Source organism: Enterobacter sp. B79-1 (assembly GCF_057444735.1).
This window is the reverse complement of sequence record NZ_JBYAZJ010000003.1, coordinates 64,997-84,292: the sequence shown is the minus strand read 5'-3', so window position 1 is coordinate 84,292 and position 19,296 is coordinate 64,997. Positions and strand designations below refer to the sequence as shown.

The following is a 19,296-nucleotide window of genomic DNA, read 5'->3' as shown; positions in this document are numbered from 1 at the left end:
TGCGTATCGATGCCGGAAATAGATTCACCTGCATTGAGAGATTTTCATTAAAATCATATGGTTAGTAATATGAAACATACTGTTGAAGTGATGATCCCGGAAGCCGAGATCAAAGCGCGTATCGCCGAACTGGGTCGTCAAATCACCGAACATTACAAGGACAGCGGCAGCGAAATGGTGCTGGTCGGTCTTTTACGTGGCTCTTTCATGTTCATGGCAGACCTGTGCCGTGAAGTGCAGGTGTCCCATGAGGTCGATTTTATGACCGCCTCCAGCTACGGCAGCGGCATGTCCACAACCCGTGATGTGAAAATCCTGAAAGATCTGGATGAAGATATTCGTGGCAAAGATGTGTTGATCGTTGAGGACATTATTGACTCCGGTAACACGCTCTCTAAAGTGCGCGAGATCCTGAGCCTGCGTCAGCCTAAATCGCTGGCGATTTGTACGCTGCTGGATAAGCCAGATCGTCGTGAAGTACAGGTGCCGGTGGAGTTCGTTGGCTTCTCGATTCCGGACGAATTCGTCGTCGGTTACGGCATTGACTACGCGCAGCGTTATCGCCATCTGCCGTATGTCGGAAAAGTCGTGATTCTGGACGAGTAATTGCGGTTTGTTGCCCTCACCCCGTCCCTCTCCCACAGGGGAGAGGGAGAAAATCTCCGCGTTATTTATGGTTCACATGCTTAAGCTTGAGGTTGGCAATGCCCGAACGGTAACGCTGCTCCAGCGTTTCGCGGTTGGTGGCGGTCACTTCCAGATTGCGCAGCAGGCCATCGTGAATGCCGTACGCCCAGCCGTGGATGGAAACCTTCTGCCCACGTTTCCACGCGGACTGCATAATCGTTGAGTGGCCCAGGTTATAGACCTGCTCCATCACGTTCAGCTCGCAAAGGGTATCAAGTCGACGCTCCTGCGGCATTTCACCCAACAGTGAGCTATGTTTGAACCAGATATCGCGGATGTGCAGCAGCCAGTTATCGATTAACCCCAGCTCTGTATTTTCAACCGCCGCCTGTACGCCGCCGCAGCCGTAGTGGCCGCAAATAATGATGTGCTCAACTTCCAGCACGTCAACGGCATACTGAACGACAGAAAGGCAGTTGAGATCGGTATGAATAACAAGGTTGGCTACGTTGCGGTGAACAAAAAGTTCGCCAGGTTCGAGACCGGTCAGGCGTTCTGCCGGGACGCGGCTGTCGGAACATCCAATCCATAGAAAGCGTGGGTTTTGCGCTTGCGCCAGCTTCCCGAAAAATCCGGGGTCTTCTTCAACCAGCATCTTTGACCATAGTGCATTGTTGCTGATGAGTGTATCTATGTTATTCATGGACGTTAACGGCCTGTAACCTGGTAATTGCGTTGCGCTACTATAGGGTAACCCGACTTTTAATGAAACCACACAAGGTGTGTAAGAACTGAAGGTAAGTTTAATTCATGGCAATTGCACTGGAGCTTGAGCAGCTTAAAAAAACCTATCCGGGCGGCGTTCAGGCGCTGCGCGGGATAGATCTCAAAGTAGAGGCGGGGGATTTCTATGCGCTTCTTGGACCGAACGGGGCGGGGAAATCCACCACTATCGGCATTATCAGTTCGCTGGTGAACAAAACCTCAGGTCGCGTGAGCGTCTTTGGCTACGATCTGCAGAAAGATGTGGTCAACGCCAAGCGCCAACTGGGGCTGGTGCCGCAGGAGTTCAACTTCAACCCGTTCGAGACGGTACAGCAGATTGTCGTTCAGCAGGCGGGTTATTACGGCGTTGAGTTTAAAGAGGCGATTGAGCGTAGCGAAAAGTACCTAAAACAGCTCGATTTGTGGGAAAAGCGTAACGAACGTGCGCGCATGTTGTCCGGCGGGATGAAGCGCCGCCTGATGATTGCCCGCGCACTGATGCACGAGCCAAAGCTGCTTATCCTCGATGAACCGACTGCGGGCGTGGATATTGAACTGCGCCGTTCCATGTGGGGCTTCCTGAAGGATCTGAACGATAAAGGCACCACCATTATTCTGACCACCCACTATCTCGAAGAAGCTGAGATGCTGTGCCGCAACATCGGCATTATTCAGCACGGTGAGCTGGTGGAAAACACGTCGATGAAGGATCTGCTCTCTAAGCTGAAATCCGAAACCTTTATTCTCGATCTGGCGGCGAAAAGCGCGCTGCCGAAGCTCGAAGGGTATAACTACCGTCTGGTGGATACCTCGACGCTGGAAGTGGAAGTGCTGCGCGAGCAGGGCATCAACAGCGTCTTCTCACAGTTGAGCGCGCAGGGCATTCAGGTATTGAGTATGCGTAACAAAGCGAACCGACTGGAAGAGCTGTTTGTCTCTCTGGTGCATGAAAAACAAGGAGACAAGGCATGACGCATCTTTACTGGGTCGCGCTGAAAAGTATCTGGGCGAAAGAGATCAACCGCTTTATGCGAATCTGGGTGCAAACCCTGGTGCCGCCAGTCATCACCATGACGCTCTATTTCATCATTTTCGGCAACCTGATCGGTTCCCGGATTGGTGAGATGCACGGCTTTACCTATATGCAGTTTATCGTGCCGGGGCTGATCATGATGGCGGTGATCACCAACGCCTATGCCAACGTGGCATCCTCATTCTTTAGCGCTAAGTTCCAGCGCAACATTGAAGAGCTGCTGGTGGCACCAGTGCCAACGCACGTCATTATTGCTGGCTACGTGGGCGGCGGCGTGGCGCGCGGGCTGTGCGTGGGGATCCTGGTGACGGCCATTTCGCTGTTCTTTGTGCCGTTCCAGGTGCACTCGTGGCTGTTTGTCGCGCTGACGCTCCTGCTGACCGCGATCCTGTTCTCGCTGGCGGGCCTGCTGAACGCGGTGTTTGCCAAAACGTTCGACGACATCAGCCTGATCCCGACCTTCGTGCTGACGCCGCTGACCTATCTGGGTGGGGTGTTCTACTCCCTGACGCTGCTGCCACCATTCTGGCAGGCGCTGTCGCACCTGAACCCGATTGTCTACATGATCAGCGGCTTCCGCTTTGGCTTCCTCGGCATTACCGATGTGCCGCTGTTTACCACGGTGGCGGTGCTGGTGGTGTTCATCATCGCCTTCTACCTGCTGTGCTGGTATCTGATCCAGCGCGGACGCGGTCTGCGCAGCTAACCTTCTGCCCGGCGACATTCTGTTTGCCGGGCATTTTTCTTTGACAGTTATCACCGTAAGCAAACCTTCCCTACGCTAAACTACTCGCCTGCTAAGGAGAGACGCATGCTGGGATGGGTTATCACCTGCCACGATGAACACGCGCAGGATATGCTGGATAAGCTTGAAGCTAAATTTGGTCCGCTGGCACAATGCCGGGCGGTAAATTACTAGCGTGGGTTAAGCACCAATATGCTCAGCCGCATGATGTGCGATGCGCTGCATGAAACCGACACGGGCGATGGCGTGATCTTTCTGACCGATAAATCCGGCGCGGCGCCTTATCGTTCCGCCGCCCTGTTAAGCCACAAGCACGAAAACTGCGAAGTCATTTCCGGCATCAACTATGCGCTGCTGGAAGCGATGTACCCGCTGCGTGAGAGCCTGAGCAGCGCCGAATTTCGCAATACCCTCGTTAATATGCACGTTCCCGGCGTCAGCAGCCTGTGGCATCAGCAGCAGAAAAACCCGCCTTTCGTTCTGCTTCACGATCTGTATAAGCATTAAACGTTGGTATTGATGTCGCATTTGTTACAATGGCGAATGATTTCCCGTATCGATTTATATCCCATGTTAATGCGCGTTATTTTCCTGCTGCTGCTGGTTTCCGGCGGCACTTCTGCCAGTCTGATTAGCCAGCAAGGGCTTCCGGCCCGCTATATGCAAACCACCGAAGATGCAGCCATCTGGGCTCAGGTGGGAAGTAATGTGATCAACGTGGGAAACGTCAGGGCCGGACAAATTCTTGCCGTGGTGCCGACATCTGCTGACTATTACGAATTTCGTTTTGGTTTTGGCACGGGGTTTATTGATAAAGGGCATCTTGAAGAGGTGCAGGGCAAACAGCGCGTTGAGGACAGCCTTGGCGATTTGAACAAGCCGCTCAGCAATCAGAACCTGATCACCTGGAAAGACACGCCGGTGTATAACGCCCCCAATAGCGGGAGCGCGCCCTTCGGTACCATGAGCCCCAACCTCCGGTATCCCATCCTCAGTAAGTTGAAAGACCGCCTTAACCAGATCTGGTTCCAGATCCGCATCGGCAACCGTCTGGCGTGGGTCAGTAGTCTGGATGCACAGGAAGATAACGGCCTTCCGGTCCTGACTTACCATCATATTTTGCGTGATGAAGAGAACACGCGTTTTCGTCATACCTCCACGACCACCAGCGTGCGCGCGTTCAACAACCAGATGGCCTGGCTGCGCGATCAAGGCTATACCACCCTGACGATGTACCAGCTGGAAGGGTACGTGCGTAACAAGATGAACCTGCCCGCGAAGGCGGTGGTGATCACCTTTGATGATGGCCTGAAATCGGTCAGCCGCTATGCGTATCCCATTCTGAAAGAATACGGCTTTAACGCGACGGCGTTTATCATATCGTCACGTATTAAAGGCCATGCGCAGAAGTGGGACCCGAAATCGCTGCAGTTTATGAGCGTTCATGAGATTAAGGGCATTCAGGATGTGTTCGATATTCAGTCCCACACGCACTTCCTGCATCGCGTTGATGGGGATAAACACCCTATCTTACTGAGCCGCAGCTATCACGTGATCCTGTTTGATTTTGAACGCTCGCGGCGTGCGCTGGCGCAGTTCAACCCGCGTGTGCTTTACCTTTCGTATCCGTTTGGCGGCTACGACAATAAAGCGATAAAGGCGGCGAACGATGCCGGTTTTCATCTGGCGGTAACAACGGTGAAAGGGAAGGTGAAGCCGGGAGATAACCCGTTCTTGCTGAAGCGCCTGTATATATTAAGAACGGATTCGCTGGAGACGATGTCGCGGCTGATCAGCAATCAGCCGCAGGGGTAGGTTATTGGTAGGTAACCTGAAAGGTCACGGTGGTGCCAAAACCACCGACGGTTACCGGATCGCTGCCAATCCTGACCAGCCTGGCCCAGATTGATCTGTCTACAATATTTACGGGATCGCCAACTATTGCTCCAGCAGCAATGACGCGTTTGGAACTGTCGGCAGGGACTGGATAGTTATCACTATAATTATCGAAAATCTGTACGCCGACACCACCTGCCGCAGTGACACCACTATTACCCTCAACGGCATTGGTAAAATATTTTTTATCTGCGGTTGTATGGGTGGATGAGAGAGTGTACTCAACCAGTGTGGTATTTACACATGTTCCCGAAATATGAAACTCGACTTTGGGGGTATTATTGTTTTCGATTTCTCCAGGATACCAGTCACCCAGATCGACTGTCGCTGGTGCGCGTAATACGCAGGTTGGTCGATTCAACGGAATACTAAACGACATCTGGGACATATTTACCAGAGGGCGTGGGTGATCTTCTGTTGTCGTCCCATCCGGCTTGCCAAGAATGATTTGCCCGATAGGACCGCTGCTCGCGGTCAAAAAGTTCTCGTCAGTAGGAATACCGTTAAATCCGTTTGTTTGCCAGAACTCCATGCGAACATGCCAGGTTTTTCCATCTACGGCATCTTCGTTATCATGATCGTTGCCAGTGAGGTAAAATTCGTTTGCATTAGGGGGGAACCAGGCCGTTACACCGTTGCCATCAGGGTAAAACGCCAGCGTGTAGACAATCCCCGGGACGTTTGTCCGAAACGTGGCTTTGCCGTCAATCTCACCTTCCAGCATGGCATTGTTAGTCATCTGATAAACGTTTTCACCGTCGTTACCTACTTCACAACTTGATGACAATGACGGCGTCGTCTCCATAATGATGGTGTTGCTGATCTGCACGGGTGTCGTTACCGTGCCAACAGGTAGGGGAGTAATGACCGGCTGTATACCCGGAGACATAATGAGCAGCGTATCATTGCTGTTGAATTTACATTCTAATGCGGCATGTGATGCGCCGGAAATAACCAGCAGCATCGTCGTTAATATGAAAAGATTTTTTTTCACGTTAAATCCCTTTATTCGTAACTGACATTAACCAGAACACTACTCATGACCACACCGCTGGTGATCGTTCCAACGTTCTGGTAACGCGCGTAAAATCCATAATCCTTTATATAGCTCCCGCTACTTCCACTGACATCGTAAATAACGTTGGACGTCCCATCACTTTTCAACACGTTAGTTTTGTACTTTTTAGAAAAAATAACGATACCCACATTTTCAGCCGCGCCGGCTGTGGCATCGTTTTTAAATACCTGGTTTTGATTACTCCAGAAACCATTCTGCGGTGCAAAACTAAATTTAAGTTGGTTAATACTTGCACTTTCGCCACCGCTCGCGTAGCAGTTATCTACGTGAATCGTAAAAGGCGTTCCTGCTTCATCATCGGTTGGCGATAAACGATCGCTCTTATCATTGTTATAAAACCAGTCTTTTAAAACGGTAGGCAGATAAATCTCACCGCCATTTTCAACGCTTAACTGGCAAGTGTTATTAACAATATTTGCTGTCAGGTTGATATCCACACCCGAACCTGCCTGGCTTACGCCAGGCAGAGTGCTACCAGCCAGACCGATAAGCAACACAAGACCGGGCTGGCGTAAAGTAAACGGTGATTGTTGCATGATGGTTCCTGGCGTTATTGGTAGGAAACAGTAAAGGTTACCGGCGCGGTAACGGCACCTGTGCCAACGTCGGCAATGGTTCTGTCTTTCGCAATCACAATGCGTGAGTTCATCGGGAATTCCGCTGAACCGTCAGCAATGGTGACTTCCTGTGCCGCCGGAGGTCTTTTGCAGCTCAGCATTACGCCAGTATCGACAGACCCTGACCAAATTTCGAAACCCGTCGCTAACCCTGCGGAATAAGAATCTCCGTCCATCTTAGGACCTGAGCATCCCCCACCTGCGCCACTCGCCGCGGAAACCTTCGCCTTCGTTACCCCAGAACAGTTTGTAAAGGCAATTTTTAATGGCTCGACGCGGGTTTTATTCACCAGTTCGGATTTGTACACGTCGCCAAATGCAATTTCAGTGGATGCTGTACCTGCACCGTTAAGCACTTTTGCTGTACACGTACCCGATACTATTTTTGTTTTAATTGTTAATTCGACACTGCTGGTGCCTGTAATTTCTGCACTTGCCATTCCAGAGAACAGAAGTGCAGAAACGGACAGGGCGATAAAAGTTGATTTCATTTTCATAAGGTTGCTCCGTTTTCCTGCACCAATCACTCGTAGCTGAATTCAAAGGTTGCTACGGCTTGAAAATCGCCAATTGTCATGCTGTTCGCTTTGGTTTCACGTAATGTGGCCACCAAAGGAACCTCCTTATTCTCGATTTCTGTAGGAGTCCAGACCAGACGTTGAGTATCTGTGGTTGAGTTGATGGTAAATGGCGCTGTTGGTGTAGACTCTCGGGCGATTTCAACGGCAGCATAGTCAGAACCGCCATTGGGTCCGGTAATCTGGTTAGTAAGCCCGGTTGGTAAAATGCCCGATGCTGTTCCTTTTACCGTTGTCTTCAATGATGTCAGGAATGCTGGACATTCAACTATCACGATTTTGAAATTGGCATTTGCCGTACCGGCTTTGACATCATCAATACGCACCTGGCCATTGTTACCAATGGTCAGCGTTTGCTGTGTATCTGAACCTGTACCGCCAACCAGTTTCATATCACAGGTGGTTTCGCGGATATTGGCGGTGAAGTTAACATCCAAATTAGTGCCTTCAGCAAGCGCTGAACCTGATAACGCCAGCATCGTTGTGGCAACGATGGACAGGCTAAAAAGATTTTTTTTCATACTCACTCTCATCTATTTTCCTGAATAATTACATTTGGCACTGTTGGTTATTAAGTACCGTTGTAAGTCCTACTTTTTGAGCATTTGGTAAAACCTGATAGTGGACGTCACATTTACTGTCCTTACTATTTCCCCAGACCACGTGTAGAACTCCCTGATCTTCGACGCCTCGGACATAGGCTTGCCCTGCCTGCCCGACGGTCCCGACAGATTCATTCTTCTCGTTTAACACATCGGCACCCAGAGGAATAAATCCTTTATCCGTGCGCTGGAGTTCTAAAATAAGTGAACGACCTTCGTTCGTTTCAAAGTTAACTAGCACGACGGAACCGCTGCGAGGAACGGTAATTTCACTGGTATTTGTTATTTCGACGTCATTTTCAAGCGTGGTGATATCCAGATACACCCTGTTTTCACGATAAGCTGACATATAAGGCAAAATACCATAACCAGAATCACCAATTTCACTACTGCCGAAGCCAATACCCGCGCCTTTCGCGCCGCTGGCTTTTACCAGCGCCAGCGCATCGCTGTCGCCAATGCTGCCAGGTGCAAAGGCAATGCCTCCTGAATGCAATACCATTCCCCCGTTATAGGAAGCGGAATATTGCTTGCTGTTGTCGTCACCGAATGAAGCCGATAGTCCAAGAGGGCCGTAGGCGCTATTAAGTGAACCATAACCACTTATCTGATTCAGGTCGCCATAATTACCGCTATTTGATGAGGCGCTGACGGAGTAACTCACTTTATTATCTTCAGTGTTTCCACCCGCAGAGGTGTTAAAGTTAGTGCCACCTTTAAGATCGGAACGTATACCCATATTAATGTTATTAAAGCCACCTGAACGTGTACCCGCGTTGTTATGTGAAAACACGTTTAATGGAATGCTCATGCTTAAATAAACGCTGTCGTCTTTTTTACCATACTGGTCATAGGTTCGTTGTAATGACAGACTGTAACTGCCATAGGTGAAACTATTGTTATAGCCAATGTTATAGTTGGAGGTCGATCCTGTGGCGTTCCAGTAATCCTCCCAGGTGCCGCTGACATACAGGGATCCAAAATTATTTTCTCCCGAGGTTAGCGGCTGGTTAAGACTAATTTGCACCTGATTTTTGGTTCGCTGATAGTCAGCATACAGCGCTTCGTTTGAATCATAGCTGCGGTTCGAGTATTTCTGTCGCTTAATGCTGTCCTGGAGCTGCGCCGCGTCGTTAAGACTGAGGTAATCTTCCGTCGAGAAACGGTAGGCCGCAACGTTAAAGGACGTATCCGTAGCCTCAATCATTTTACTGTAGGTCAGGCGATAACTTTGACCGCTAAGCGTATCAAGACCCTCAATATCTGCATGGGATTGCGTGGCATCAAGCGCAAAAGCACCGATCCAAGTATTCATGGCCAGGCCTAAAATACCGGCGTAAAAATCCATGTCGCTATACTGCGCGCCAATATAGCCCGTAAAGGTGTTATTCAGGCCATAGTAAAGTGTGCCATAACCGACTTTAGGCGTATCAATCAGGGAATCATCATTTAATTCCCCTAATCCAACATCCCAACGAGTAGCACCTGGACGGAGCATTTGGGTGACGGATGAGAAAGGAACGGTAAAGGAGCGCTTGCTACCGTCCGCTTCTTCAATGGTTACCAGTAAATCATTACCATAACCTGTCGTGCTAAGGTCATTTATCTCAAATGAGCCTGGCGGTACGGTTGTTTCATAAATCTTATTACCGCTCTGCGTTACGCTGACTTTTGCGTTGCTGTTTGCTACGCCTCGGATCACCGGCGCATAGCCTGTTGAACCCATCGGCAGCATACGGTCATCACTGTACATACGCGTACCGCGCAGACTTAACGAGTCAAATGCTTCACCACGGGTATAAGAATCTCCGATCACGAACTGAGCACTGAGCGGGGTAACATCCCGCTGCAAATAGATATCCTGGCTGGAATACTTTGTGCCGTTATCTTTGTCCCAGTTGAGGTTTCCGCGTGAACGCAGGCGCCATGGACCCATGTTGAGCCCGTAGCGTAAACCCATATACGCGCTTTCCGATGTGCTGCCGTTGCTCTCGCTATGCCACGCGTTCATGTCATAAGAGAGCAGGGCGGCAGGAATACCATCTTCCCAAAGAGAAGGATCGACATAACCTGCCGGCCGTTTCAGGACATAGATCTGCGGGAAATTGAGATCCATAGCCTGTTTACCGCTGTCATAGCTTACCGTTGCACCGGGGAAGGTTTTTTTAATATCGATGCACGTCGCATCATCTTCCGATTCTTCAGTTAGCGCGCTGGTGTCGATGCCAGCTTGTGCCAACAGCAGTTTTGTTATGCAAGGTGTCGCACGCGGTGTCCCGTTATCTTTAAACGTAACCTCGACAGTAGATTTGAGTTTACCGTTCAGGTTTATCTTTGTGCGATACGTACCCGGCAAGACCGGGTTGCCATGTGCAAAACGATTGATATCAATATTTGTGCTGCCACTTAAAAGAAACTGATCGTTAAACTCAATTGCTTCTTCATTTTCAGGCTGGTCATTTGCAGACGTAGTGCTTTCTGCACAAACATAGAAAGGAAATGTTGCGCTTATAGCAAGGCATAAAAGAGAACGTTTAAATAACATGGCACATCCACTTAATCAGTGCAGAGAGAATACTCTCTGCAGAGTTAATGCTATCAATTATTATATGAATGAAAGGGGGCTCAATTTATTTAAGCTCAACCTTGTGATGGTCTGTGCCACCATAGTCATTAATGGTGTCAAACTCTACACTGCCATTTACTGCTGAAGATAAACCTTTCACTACCATAGCGGCATCGCTGAACGGCTGAACGGCCTGGTGAACAACGTCGTATGTTTTTTGGCTGGTTTTAATAGTTACCGTCGAAACGGCGACGTTATAAGGTGAATTATTGTGAGCAACAAGCTTAACCTCATTCCCTTCTTTCTTCTGCGTCCAGGTCAAATGTTCGGCTGCTTCACCTGCCGTGCCTTTTAATCCATCAGGGCGGAAAAAGAATTTAATACGTGTTCTGAATGCCAGTTGAAGCTGGTTAAGGTTCTCTTTGCCCGCAGCTTTTGATTTTGGCGGAATTTCCAGGACGTTGAACCAGAAAAGCGATTCACGATCCTGTGGTAAAGGGGTACCCATGTAAGTAATGCGTACAGATTGGCCTTTTTTCGGGTCAATGCGCGATACCGGGGGGGTAATGATAAAAGGGAGTTTCAGCTCTTGCGGGTTTACACCATCGCGGCCGTCATCAAGCCATGTTTGAACCAAAAGGGGTTTAGTCCCATGGTTATCGAGATTAACAACGACATCTTTTGATGATTGCGGATATACGATACGCGTGCCGGAAATAACAATATCCGCATTTGCATTCGATGCGGACAAAAAAGCAGTAACGAGCAATGCGGCTTTAAAGCCTTTAATGAATACTGAATTAGACATTTTTCCACTTCCTTTTGGAATTATACAAGCAATCCTTCATTTACAATGAAGGATTGCTTAGATTTAAAATTTACGAATCTCTTATTCGTAAATCATGGTGAAGGCAACCTGTGCCTGCACAGTACCCGCAGATACTGGGTTAGCGGCTGCATCCCAACCCTGAGCCTGGGTGTATGCTACGCGGTAGTACAGGTTACCTGCGCCGGTAGCTGCGTCGATATCCGCTTTCTGGGTGTTATTGGTCTGGTCAACTTTGATCTGGTCGGTTGCGGAGTTACCGTCGTTTGACAGCACCAGGTTAACGTTCTTAGCTGAACCCTGAGCATTGCTTGGTGGAACCAGCAGGCCGCCTTCGGTTGAAGAGGAACCCGCCCATGAAGAGAACTGTGCAGATGCTTTCTTCGCAGTCGCAGTATCACAACCAGTCAGTGAAAGGGAGAATTTCTTTTCACCCAGGGTGCTGGTGGTACCCAGTGAATTTGTGAAATCGCGTACAAATACAGTATCCAGAGTCACGTCAAAATCGTTACCGTCCTGATCGATTTTCTGGTCAAGGGAGACCTGGCAAGTATTGTTAGAAACCATGCCGTGGAAAGTAATAGTACCCGTGTCAGGATCTGCTGCTACCGCTGAACCCGCAGCCAGAATGCTTGCCATTGCAATTGCCAAACCATATTTTTTAGAAATCATTTCAATATCCATATTCGTTGTTTAAATAATAAATGCCAGTAAAGCCATTGTTTGAAATTAAATTTCGAAAAGGATTATATTGATATTTTTTATGAAAAATAGAGGCTGCTTCGTTATTAAATCTAAATGAATAATTTAGAATATTTAAAGCTATTAATAATCAATGGGGTGTATGTGCCAGGCTGGATTGTTTATATAAATGATATAAAGTATTTAATTTTTGAATGATTTTAAATGACCCATTCATATGAATAATATTCGGGAATGGGCCATATTATATAAATATCAGGCCACCTGAACCGGAATCGCCTTCGCGGTGCGTTTCATATCGTTGTCGCCGTCGAAATAAGCCACCTTCGGCTGCCAGCGACGCGCTTCTTCGTCAGACATCATGACAAAGCTGGCGATAATGACGATGTCGCCCACGTCCGCGCAATGTGCGGCAGCACCGTTCACGGAAATGATTTTAGACCCGCGCTCGGCAGCAATCGCGTAGGTTGAGAAACGTTTGCCGTTGTTCACATTCCAGATATCAATCGCTTCGTTTTCAAGGATGCCCGCAGCGTCGAGAAAATCCTGATCGATCGCGCAGGAGCCTTCATAGTGCAGATCGGCCTGGGTGACTTTCACACGGTGAAGTTTACCTTGCAGCATTTTGCGAATCATTACGTTTACCTTTAATTATCAAGGGTGAAGAACTACACCAGCTCAACCACTTTATTGTCGATTAGGCGAGCCTGACCGAGCCATGCCGCCACCAGAATCACCGCGCGTTTACTGGTCTCTGTCAGTTCAAGCAGGGTATCAGCATCGCGGATTTGAATATCGTCAGCGCGGAAGCCTTTGTCGTTCAGGGTCTGCTCTGCAAGGGCGACGATTTCTTCTGCATTTAGCTCTTTCGCCAGCAGCTGTTCCGCCATGGTGTTCATCACCTTGCTTAAGCCCGGCGCGATTTTGCGCTGGTCAGCGGTCAGGTAGCCGTTGCGGGAGCTGAGCGCCAGGCCGTCTTTCGCACGCACAATCGGTACGCCGACGATCTCAATATCGTAACCCATATCCGCCACCATCTTGCGGATCAGCGCCAGCTGCTGGAAATCTTTCTCACCGAAGCAGGCAACGTCTGGCTGCACCAGGTTAAAGAGCTTGCTGACGATGGTCGACACGCCGCGGAAATGACCCGGACGGCTCGCGCCTTCCAGCATGGTGGAAATGCCCGGTACGTCAACGTAAGTTGCTTCTTCCGTACCCTGCGGATACACGTCCGACGGCGCCGGAGAGAAGACAATATCCGCATGGCGTTTTTTGAGCTTCTCGCAATCTTCCTGCAGGGTGCGAGGATAGCGTGCCAGATCGTCGGCTCGGTCAAACTGCATGGGGTTAACGAAGATACTGACCACTACGATATCTGCCCGCGCTTTCGCTTCGTCGACCAGCTTCATATGGCCGTCATGCAGGTTGCCCATGGTCGGGACCAGTGCGATACGTTTACCTTCCTGACGCGCGCGACGGATATGCTGACGAAGCAGCGGCAGGGTTTCAATGATTAGCACAACGAGACTCCTTAATGGAAACTGTGTTCTTCACCCGGGTAAACACCGGATTCAACGTCGGCAATATACTGCCTGACCGCGGCGCGCATGTCGCCCGCTTCAGTGAGGAAATTTTTGGCAAACTTCGGGATATGCCCGCCGGTGATGCCAAAGGCGTCGTGCATCACCAGAATCTGGCCGTTGGTCACGTTGCCAGCACCAATGCCAATCACCGGAATCGACAGCGCGTCGGTGATGCGTTTCGCCAGTTCAACCGGAACGCACTCCAGCACCAGCAGCTGCGCGCCTGCGGCTTCCAGCGCCAGGGCATCATCAAACAGCGTCTGGGCAGCGTCACCGCGGCCCTGCACCTTATACCCGCCAAAGATGTTGACGGACTGCGGCGTCAGGCCCAAATGGCCGCACACCGGCACGGCGCGTTCAGTGAGCATCTTCACCGTATCCACCAGCCAGGCGCCGCCTTCGATTTTGACCATATTGGCCCCGGCGCGCATCACGACTGCCGCATTTTCAAAGGCCTGCTCTGGCGTGGCGTAGGCCATAAACGGCAGATCGGAAAGCAGCAGGCAGGCTGGGGCACCACGGCGCACGGCGCGGGTATGGTAAGCGATATCCTCAACCGTGACCGGCAGGGTGGAATCATGTCCTTGTACCGTCATCCCTAACGAATCTCCGACCAGCATGACGTTGATACCCTCTTCGGCAAAGAGTTTGGCGAAGCTGTAGTCATACGCGGTGATGGTGGCGAAGCGTTTTTTTTCCTGTTTGCATTTCTGCAGTAAGGAGATGGTGGTTGGTTTCATACTGTTTCCTGATAGCCCAAAAGCGAATCTTTGCGCATTCTAACAGTAACATTGGAGGTAACAATGATTTTAGGTAACCGATTAACCATAATTATTTAATGGTTAATCAGCAATGAAACAGGTTTACCAGCAGGCGGGTTTTTCCGCGCGGAGGCTTTCCAGCACGGCCTTCAGAGAGAGGCCGTCGGGGAAGATAAGGTCGGGGGCAACTTCAAACAGCGGCCAGAGCATAAAACCGCGGTTTTTCATGTCGTAATGCGGAACGGTGAGGCGTTCGGTATTGATTATCTCGTTGCCAAACAGCATCAGGTCGAGGTCGAGCGTGCGCGGCCCCCAGCGTTCGGCTTTGCGTACGCGACCCTGTTGTAGCTCAATACGCTGGGTATTATCCAGCAGCGTTTCGGCATCCAGAGCCGTGTCGAGCACGACGGCGGCGTTCAGATAATCAGGCTGATCCTGCGGGCCCAGCGGCGGCGTGCGATAAAAAGAGGAGACCGCAATAATCTGGCTTTGCGGGATCTCCCCGAGCGCCTGAACGGCAGCGTTAACCTGCTCCAGCGGAGAGGCCAGATTACTGCCGATGGCGATGTAGGCGAGGGTCACGCTGAGCCTTCGCGACGCGGTGCGCGTTTGCGCGGGCGACGGTGGCGACGACGCGGTTCTGGCTCTTCATCCAGATTGGTCAGCATCCCTTTTTGCTCGGGTGGTGCAGAGACCTGGAATTCGCCCCACCACTGCGCCAGACGCTGCAGCTCCTGGTTCTTTTCAATTTCAGCGCGCAGTGCCAGCAGGTCGAACGCGGCGCGGAATTTAGGATGCTCCATCAGCTTCCAGGCGCGTTTGCCCTGGCGACGGGACATGCGCAGCTGAAGTTGCCAGATGTCACGCACCAGCGTGGTGATACGTTTTGGGATCGCGAGCGTACGACAGGCTTCATCCAGCACGTCGTTTGCCGCCAGCGCAAAGGCATCGTAATAGGCCAGACCGCTTTCCTGCGCAATTCGCTGTGCTGCTTCCAGCAGGGGATACCAGAACATTGCGGCAAACAGGAATGCCGGGTTCACACGCATGTCATTCTGGATGCGGGTGTCGGTATTCTTCAGCACCTGCGCAATGATGCGTTCCATCGGGCTGTCACCGTTCTCAGTAAAGCAGCGCGTGATGGTTGGGAAGAGGGGCTGGAACAGGCTGTATTCGCGCAGCAGATTGTAGGTTTCATACCCGTAACCCGCCTGCAACAGCTTCAGCGCCTCTTCAAACAGACGCGCTGGCGGCACGTCGTTAATCAGCGTTGCCAGACGCGGGATCGGCTCACCGGTCTCAGGGCTGATGCGCATGTTTAATTTGGCCGCAAAACGCACGGCACGCAGCATACGCACGGGGTCTTCGCGGTAACGGGTTTCCGGCGTGCCGATCAGGCGAATCAGGCCTTCTTTCAGGTCCTGCATACCGCCAACGTAATCCCGTACGGTGAAATCCGCCACGCTGTAGTAAAGGCTGTTGATGGTGAAATCGCGGCGCTGGGCATCTTCTTCGATGGAACCGAAGATGTTATCACGCAGCAGCATGCCGTTCTGACCCTGCTGGGACGTCGTGCGATCCGATACGCCCGCTTCGTGATGGCCACGGAACGTCGCCACTTCGATGATTTCTGGACCAAACATGACGTGCGCAAGGCGGAAACGGCGGCCAACAAGACGGCAGTTACGGAATAATTTGCGCACCTGTTCTGGCGTGGCGCTGGTCGTCACGTCGAAATCTTTTGGTTTTTTGCCCAGCAGTAAATCCCGCACCCCACCGCCAACGAGATAGGCCTCGTAGCCTGCTTTATTCAGACGATAGAGCACCTTGAGGGCATTTTCACTGATATCTTTGCGGGAAATAGTGTGCTGCTCACGCGGAATAACCGACATGCGGTTTTGCGCAATAGCGTCGTTAGCCATGCTCTCTTCGCGGCTTAGCACTTTACGGCAAAAATTAGCGACTCGGGTAAAAATAGTACACCTCGTAGTGTGTTTTGTTATGAAAAAAGCGGCTAATCATAGCTCAGCGCAACGCATTTGAGAATGCTGGATTTTTGGCACGGCCTCGAGCGTCCAGTGGGCGACGGCCAGATCCAGCAGTTCGTCTATACGCAAATCCTGCCATTCGTTGGTTACATTTTGGTTGAGAAACCGCAGCGCGTCGATCAAAACAGGACGCGGATCGCCGCCTGGCAGGGCGGGCGCGTGGTTCTGCTTGGAGAGCTTAACGCCCCGCGCATTGACCGCCAGCGGCAGGTGGATGTAATCCGGCGCTGTCCAGCCAAACTGATGATAAAGCGATATTTGCCGCACCGTCGGCTCAACCAGATCCGCCCCGCGCACAATTTCCGTCACGCCCTGGAAATGATCGTCCACCACCACCGCCAGGTTATAGGCGAACAGGCCGTCGCGGCGATGGATGATGAAATCTTCACAGGCAAGACGTTTGTTGGCGTAGATTTCGCCGGAGAGTAAATCGGTAAAGTGCGTCACCGGGGAACGCTGCCGTATACGCACGGCGGCATTTTCAGGACCGTTGTTCAACGTGCGGCAGTGGCCGTCATAGACGCCACCCACGCTTTGAATACGCGCGCGGGTGCAGGTGCAGTAATAGGACAGCCCTTGTTCATAGAGCCACGCCAGACGTTCCCGATAGGCATCATGACGTTGTGACTGCCACAATACATCGTCGTCCCAGTGAAGACCGTAATGTTCCAGCTGACGCAGAATCGTTTCTGCTGCACCGGGAACTTCACGCGGAGGATCAATATCTTCAATGCGGACGAGCCATTTGCCCTGGCGGGCACGAGCTTGCAGGTAGCTGCCGAGCGCGGCAATTAATGAGCCGAAGTGTAATTCACCGGAAGGAGATGGCGCGAAGCGCCCAATATAGTGTGATTCAGACATATCAACAGTAACAAGGCGGGAGAGACTCCCGCCTTTGCAGTAGTTAGAGGGGTGGCATTAGCCAGCCATCTGTTTTTCGCGGATTTCGGCCAGCGTTTTACAGTCGATACACAGATCGGCGGTTGGACGCGCTTCCAGGCGACGAATGCCGATTTCAACACCGCAGGATTCGCAGTAGCCAAAATCTTCGTCTTCGACTTTTTTCAGCGTTTTCTCGATCTTTTTGATCAGTTTGCGTTCGCGGTCACGGTTACGCAGTTCGAGGCTGAACTCTTCTTCCTGAGCGGCACGGTCTACCGGATCCGGGAAGTTTGCAGCTTCATCCTGCATATGTGTAACGGTGCGATCGACTTCATCCCTGAGTTGATTACGCCATGCTTCAAGAATACGCCTGAAGTGCGACAGCTGGGCTTCGTTCATATACTCTTCGCCCGGTTTCTCTTGATACGGCTCCACCCCAGCGATGGCGAGAATACTCAGGGACGATGTTTTACGGTTTTGCCCTTCTTGCATGTTGCTTCTCCTTAACACGCACTATCGATCCCCGTGTTGGGGGAAAAATCAGGTCGCTATAAATAGCAGATGCTTTTCCGTATGGCAATTATCTAAACGTAACACTTGACAAGCCTGTGAGGAAAAGCGTATTTGCGCACGCGGCCAGAACACATAATAGTCAATCGTCTATTCCCTTATAAGACAATGGGAAGAGAGGATCTCAGAGTCATATTATCGGCAGAAAGTTCCGCTTTATAAGCGAAAACCTCCACCCCCTGCTTTTGTGCCTCATTCAACAATTGCGCGTATTTAGGATCGATATGGCGGGCGGGGGAGAATCGTTCAATGGCTGAATGCAAAACCGCAAACAGCAACACGGCGCGTTTGCCCGCCGCCGCTACACTCATTAGCTCTCGCAGATGCTTCTGGCCACGTAGCGTTACCGCATCCGGAAAGTAGCCATTTTCCTGTTCCGCTAACGTCACTGATTTCACTTCAATATAGCACTCAGGCCTGTCTTCCGCCTGTAACATGAAGTCAATTCTGCTGCTTTCATCGCCATATTTCACTTCGCTTTTTTGCGTGCCATATCCTACCAGTTCAGGAATTGTGCCATGGGTCAGCGCTTCCTTAACCAGTTGATTTGCGCGCAGGGTATTAACGCAAATAAATGCCCCATTTTGGGTTTCGGTCATTTCCCAGGTATGGGGATACTTGCGTTTAGTATTTTCTGATGTGGAATACCAGACCCTGTCACCCGGCGTCGCACAACCGGTCATCGCACCGGTGTTGGGGCAGTGCAGGGTGAGCTGTTCACCTTCGGGTGTGATCACGTCGGCGAGAAAGCGTTTGTAGCGCTGGATCAGCGTGGCGTGCTGTAGAGCAGGACTAAACTTCATCGGATTTCCTTAGTGCGTCACCCAACGTCCAGCGCTGTAGCGGCGTGTAGCGGGTGCGTCCTTGTGCAAAGACAGATTCATAAAGCGCAAATTCGGTCACCGGAAAGGCCCAGTGAAAGCCCGGTGCTGGAATGGCAACGGCCTGACCGGCATCGCGCAGCAACGTGATATGTGGATGAAACGGCTGCGGGCTTTGGTAACAGCCGCTGCGTGCTGCCTGGGCGCGCAGCATATTTGCCAGCTGTAACAATCCGCGCGGCGGCCGGCGCGTGCCCAGCCAGACCACGCGTGAGCGTAGCCACTGACCGGCATCGTCGAGGTGCAGCGTAAACCCCGGCTGGGAAATGCGTCCGGCCATCGCGGCTAACGCGCGCTGTTTATCCGCGCTTACCTCACCCAGAAAGGCCAGCGTCAGGTGCATATTCGCCGCCGCAACAGGACGACCCGCCTCCGAAGGGAAATGTTCCGCGCGCCAGCGGACGATTTGCCGCTGAAGCGTGGCGGGAAGTTCAATGGCGAAAAACAGTCGTTTCGACTCAGACATACGGAGGACTCGGTAATGATTTGCGCCGATGCTACAATGTACGCCGTCTAATGTTAACCCTCTGGAGCTG

General features: G+C 51.3%; 21 protein-coding genes and 1 pseudogene. 5 read left to right on the top strand and 17 right to left on the bottom strand.

What is annotated here, in order from left to right; translation table 11 throughout:
* Positions 1 to 69: 69 nt before the first annotated feature.
* Entirely contained in the window at positions 70 to 606 is a 537-nt protein-coding gene (hpt, locus tag AC2T6E_RS10815) for a hypoxanthine phosphoribosyltransferase (RefSeq protein ID WP_010426909.1), read from the top strand.
* A 61-nt stretch (positions 607 to 667) separates the two neighbouring features.
* Here hpt and can read toward each other — a convergent pair whose 3' ends face one another.
* Entirely contained in the window at positions 668 to 1,330 is a 663-nt protein-coding gene (gene can / locus AC2T6E_RS10810) for a carbonate dehydratase (protein WP_010426907.1), read from the bottom strand.
* A 107-nt stretch (positions 1,331 to 1,437) separates the two neighbouring features.
* Between can and AC2T6E_RS10805 the strand changes: the two genes are divergently transcribed.
* The 4 genes and pseudogenes from AC2T6E_RS10805 to AC2T6E_RS10790 all read left to right on the top strand — a co-directional run bounded on the left by AC2T6E_RS10805 (position 1,438) and on the right by AC2T6E_RS10790 (position 4,985).
* Entirely contained in the window at positions 1,438 to 2,364 is a 927-nt protein-coding gene (locus tag AC2T6E_RS10805; RefSeq protein WP_148400052.1) for an ABC transporter ATP-binding protein, read from the top strand.
* Entirely contained in the window at positions 2,361 to 3,131 is a 771-nt protein-coding gene (locus AC2T6E_RS10800; RefSeq protein WP_023334536.1) for an ABC transporter permease, read from the top strand. Before AC2T6E_RS10805 ends, AC2T6E_RS10800 begins: the two co-directional genes overlap by 4 nt.
* Before the next feature lie 105 nt (positions 3,132 to 3,236).
* Positions 3,237 to 3,677: pseudogene (locus AC2T6E_RS10795) on the top strand (PTS sugar transporter subunit IIA).
* Between the two features lie 63 nt (positions 3,678 to 3,740).
* On the top strand, positions 3,741 to 4,985 hold the full coding sequence (locus tag AC2T6E_RS10790) for a polysaccharide deacetylase family protein (RefSeq protein ID WP_486691650.1): 1,245 nt from the start codon (positions 3,741 to 3,743) through the stop codon (positions 4,983 to 4,985).
* 1 nt (position 4,986) lies between these two features.
* On the opposite strand, the gene AC2T6E_RS10785 is transcribed toward AC2T6E_RS10790, so the two are convergent.
* The 16 genes from AC2T6E_RS10785 to thpR all read right to left on the bottom strand — a co-directional run bounded on the left by AC2T6E_RS10785 (position 4,987) and on the right by thpR (position 19,226).
* Positions 4,987 to 6,060 (bottom strand): fimbrial protein StkG, encoded by a 1,074-nt coding sequence (locus AC2T6E_RS10785; RefSeq protein ID WP_447854490.1) that lies wholly within the window; start codon positions 6,058 to 6,060, stop codon positions 4,987 to 4,989.
* A gap of 11 nt (positions 6,061 to 6,071) precedes the next feature.
* Positions 6,072 to 6,680 (bottom strand): fimbrial-like protein, encoded by a 609-nt coding sequence (locus AC2T6E_RS10780; protein ID WP_148400053.1) that lies wholly within the window; start codon positions 6,678 to 6,680, stop codon positions 6,072 to 6,074.
* Between the two features lie 14 nt (positions 6,681 to 6,694).
* Positions 6,695 to 7,258, bottom strand: coding sequence for a fimbrial protein (locus AC2T6E_RS10775; RefSeq protein ID WP_148400054.1), 564 nt, complete (start codon positions 7,256 to 7,258; stop codon positions 6,695 to 6,697).
* Positions 7,259 to 7,284: 26 nt separating this feature from the next.
* Positions 7,285 to 7,860 (bottom strand): fimbrial protein, encoded by a 576-nt coding sequence (locus AC2T6E_RS10770; protein WP_486691647.1) that lies wholly within the window; start codon positions 7,858 to 7,860, stop codon positions 7,285 to 7,287.
* A gap of 28 nt (positions 7,861 to 7,888) precedes the next feature.
* The gene (locus AC2T6E_RS10765) at positions 7,889 to 10,486 is read right to left on the bottom strand and encodes an outer membrane usher protein (protein ID WP_148400056.1); all 2,598 of its coding nucleotides are present in this window, start codon (positions 10,484 to 10,486) and stop codon (positions 7,889 to 7,891) included.
* Between the two features lie 85 nt (positions 10,487 to 10,571).
* Positions 10,572 to 11,315: a fimbrial chaperone gene (locus AC2T6E_RS10760; protein ID WP_182402881.1), complete on the bottom strand. Its 744-nt coding sequence runs from the start codon at positions 11,313 to 11,315 to the stop codon at positions 10,572 to 10,574.
* A gap of 81 nt (positions 11,316 to 11,396) precedes the next feature.
* Complete coding sequence (locus AC2T6E_RS10755) at positions 11,397 to 12,005, bottom strand: fimbrial protein (RefSeq protein WP_126816886.1); 609 nt, start codon at positions 12,003 to 12,005, stop codon at positions 11,397 to 11,399.
* Between the two features lie 285 nt (positions 12,006 to 12,290).
* Positions 12,291 to 12,671: an aspartate 1-decarboxylase gene (panD, locus tag AC2T6E_RS10750; RefSeq protein WP_023334546.1), complete on the bottom strand. Its 381-nt coding sequence runs from the start codon at positions 12,669 to 12,671 to the stop codon at positions 12,291 to 12,293.
* Positions 12,672 to 12,703: 32 nt separating this feature from the next.
* A complete protein-coding gene (gene panC, locus AC2T6E_RS10745; RefSeq protein WP_278435168.1) occupies positions 12,704 to 13,555 on the bottom strand; it encodes a pantoate--beta-alanine ligase in 852 nt (283 codons plus the stop codon).
* 11 nt (positions 13,556 to 13,566) lie between these two features.
* Complete coding sequence (gene panB, locus AC2T6E_RS10740; protein ID WP_214594848.1) at positions 13,567 to 14,358, bottom strand: 3-methyl-2-oxobutanoate hydroxymethyltransferase; 792 nt, start codon at positions 14,356 to 14,358, stop codon at positions 13,567 to 13,569.
* A 123-nt stretch (positions 14,359 to 14,481) separates the two neighbouring features.
* Positions 14,482 to 14,961: a 2-amino-4-hydroxy-6-hydroxymethyldihydropteridine diphosphokinase gene (gene folK / locus AC2T6E_RS10735; protein ID WP_174340805.1), complete on the bottom strand. Its 480-nt coding sequence runs from the start codon at positions 14,959 to 14,961 to the stop codon at positions 14,482 to 14,484.
* A complete protein-coding gene (gene pcnB, locus AC2T6E_RS10730) occupies positions 14,958 to 16,355 on the bottom strand; it encodes a polynucleotide adenylyltransferase PcnB (RefSeq protein ID WP_108417062.1) in 1,398 nt (465 codons plus the stop codon). Before pcnB ends, folK begins: the two co-directional genes overlap by 4 nt.
* Positions 16,356 to 16,397: 42 nt before the next feature.
* On the bottom strand, positions 16,398 to 17,288 hold the full coding sequence (gene gluQRS, locus AC2T6E_RS10725; protein ID WP_042716982.1) for a tRNA glutamyl-Q(34) synthetase GluQRS: 891 nt from the start codon (positions 17,286 to 17,288) through the stop codon (positions 16,398 to 16,400).
* Between the two features lie 57 nt (positions 17,289 to 17,345).
* Positions 17,346 to 17,801: an RNA polymerase-binding protein DksA gene (gene dksA, locus AC2T6E_RS10720; protein ID WP_003829221.1), complete on the bottom strand. Its 456-nt coding sequence runs from the start codon at positions 17,799 to 17,801 to the stop codon at positions 17,346 to 17,348.
* A gap of 176 nt (positions 17,802 to 17,977) precedes the next feature.
* Positions 17,978 to 18,682 (bottom strand): DNA/RNA nuclease SfsA, encoded by a 705-nt coding sequence (gene sfsA, locus AC2T6E_RS10715; RefSeq protein ID WP_182402878.1) that lies wholly within the window; start codon positions 18,680 to 18,682, stop codon positions 17,978 to 17,980.
* Positions 18,672 to 19,226, bottom strand: coding sequence for an RNA 2',3'-cyclic phosphodiesterase (gene thpR, locus AC2T6E_RS10710; RefSeq protein ID WP_312960694.1), 555 nt, complete (start codon positions 19,224 to 19,226; stop codon positions 18,672 to 18,674). Before thpR ends, sfsA begins: the two co-directional genes overlap by 11 nt.
* Positions 19,227 to 19,296: the final 70 nt, after the last annotated feature.

What these genes read in the sequence shown, in the direction of transcription:
- AC2T6E_RS10755 (WP_126816886.1), bottom strand. Translation starts at nt 12,005, where the DNA reads ATGATTTCTAAAAAATATGGTTTGGCAATTGCAATGGCAAGCATTCTG.
- AC2T6E_RS10760 (WP_182402881.1), bottom strand. Translation starts at nt 11,315, where the DNA reads ATGTCTAATTCAGTATTCATTAAAGGCTTTAAAGCCGCATTGCTCGTT.
- AC2T6E_RS10765 (WP_148400056.1), bottom strand. Translation starts at nt 10,486, where the DNA reads ATGTTATTTAAACGTTCTCTTTTATGCCTTGCTATAAGCGCAACATTT.
- AC2T6E_RS10780 (WP_148400053.1), bottom strand. Translation starts at nt 6,680, where the DNA reads ATGCAACAATCACCGTTTACTTTACGCCAGCCCGGTCTTGTGTTGCTT.
- can (WP_010426907.1), bottom strand. Translation starts at nt 1,330, where the DNA reads ATGAATAACATAGATACACTCATCAGCAACAATGCACTATGGTCAAAG.
- thpR (WP_312960694.1), bottom strand. Translation starts at nt 19,226, where the DNA reads ATGTCTGAGTCGAAACGACTGTTTTTCGCCATTGAACTTCCCGCCACG.
- AC2T6E_RS10770 (WP_486691647.1), bottom strand. Translation starts at nt 7,860, where the DNA reads ATGAAAAAAAATCTTTTTAGCCTGTCCATCGTTGCCACAACGATGCTG.
- AC2T6E_RS10800 (WP_023334536.1), top strand. Translation starts at nt 2,361, where the DNA reads ATGACGCATCTTTACTGGGTCGCGCTGAAAAGTATCTGGGCGAAAGAG.
- panD (WP_023334546.1), bottom strand. Translation starts at nt 12,671, where the DNA reads ATGATTCGCAAAATGCTGCAAGGTAAACTTCACCGTGTGAAAGTCACC.
- AC2T6E_RS10775 (WP_148400054.1), bottom strand. Translation starts at nt 7,258, where the DNA reads ATGAAAATGAAATCAACTTTTATCGCCCTGTCCGTTTCTGCACTTCTG.
- sfsA (WP_182402878.1), bottom strand. Translation starts at nt 18,682, where the DNA reads ATGAAGTTTAGTCCTGCTCTACAGCACGCCACGCTGATCCAGCGCTAC.
- dksA (WP_003829221.1), bottom strand. Translation starts at nt 17,801, where the DNA reads ATGCAAGAAGGGCAAAACCGTAAAACATCGTCCCTGAGTATTCTCGCC.
- gluQRS (WP_042716982.1), bottom strand. Translation starts at nt 17,288, where the DNA reads ATGTCTGAATCACACTATATTGGGCGCTTCGCGCCATCTCCTTCCGGT.
- AC2T6E_RS10805 (WP_148400052.1), top strand. Translation starts at nt 1,438, where the DNA reads ATGGCAATTGCACTGGAGCTTGAGCAGCTTAAAAAAACCTATCCGGGC.
- panB (WP_214594848.1), bottom strand. Translation starts at nt 14,358, where the DNA reads ATGAAACCAACCACCATCTCCTTACTGCAGAAATGCAAACAGGAAAAA.
- AC2T6E_RS10790 (WP_486691650.1), top strand. Translation starts at nt 3,741, where the DNA reads ATGTTAATGCGCGTTATTTTCCTGCTGCTGCTGGTTTCCGGCGGCACT.
- hpt (WP_010426909.1), top strand. Translation starts at nt 70, where the DNA reads ATGAAACATACTGTTGAAGTGATGATCCCGGAAGCCGAGATCAAAGCG.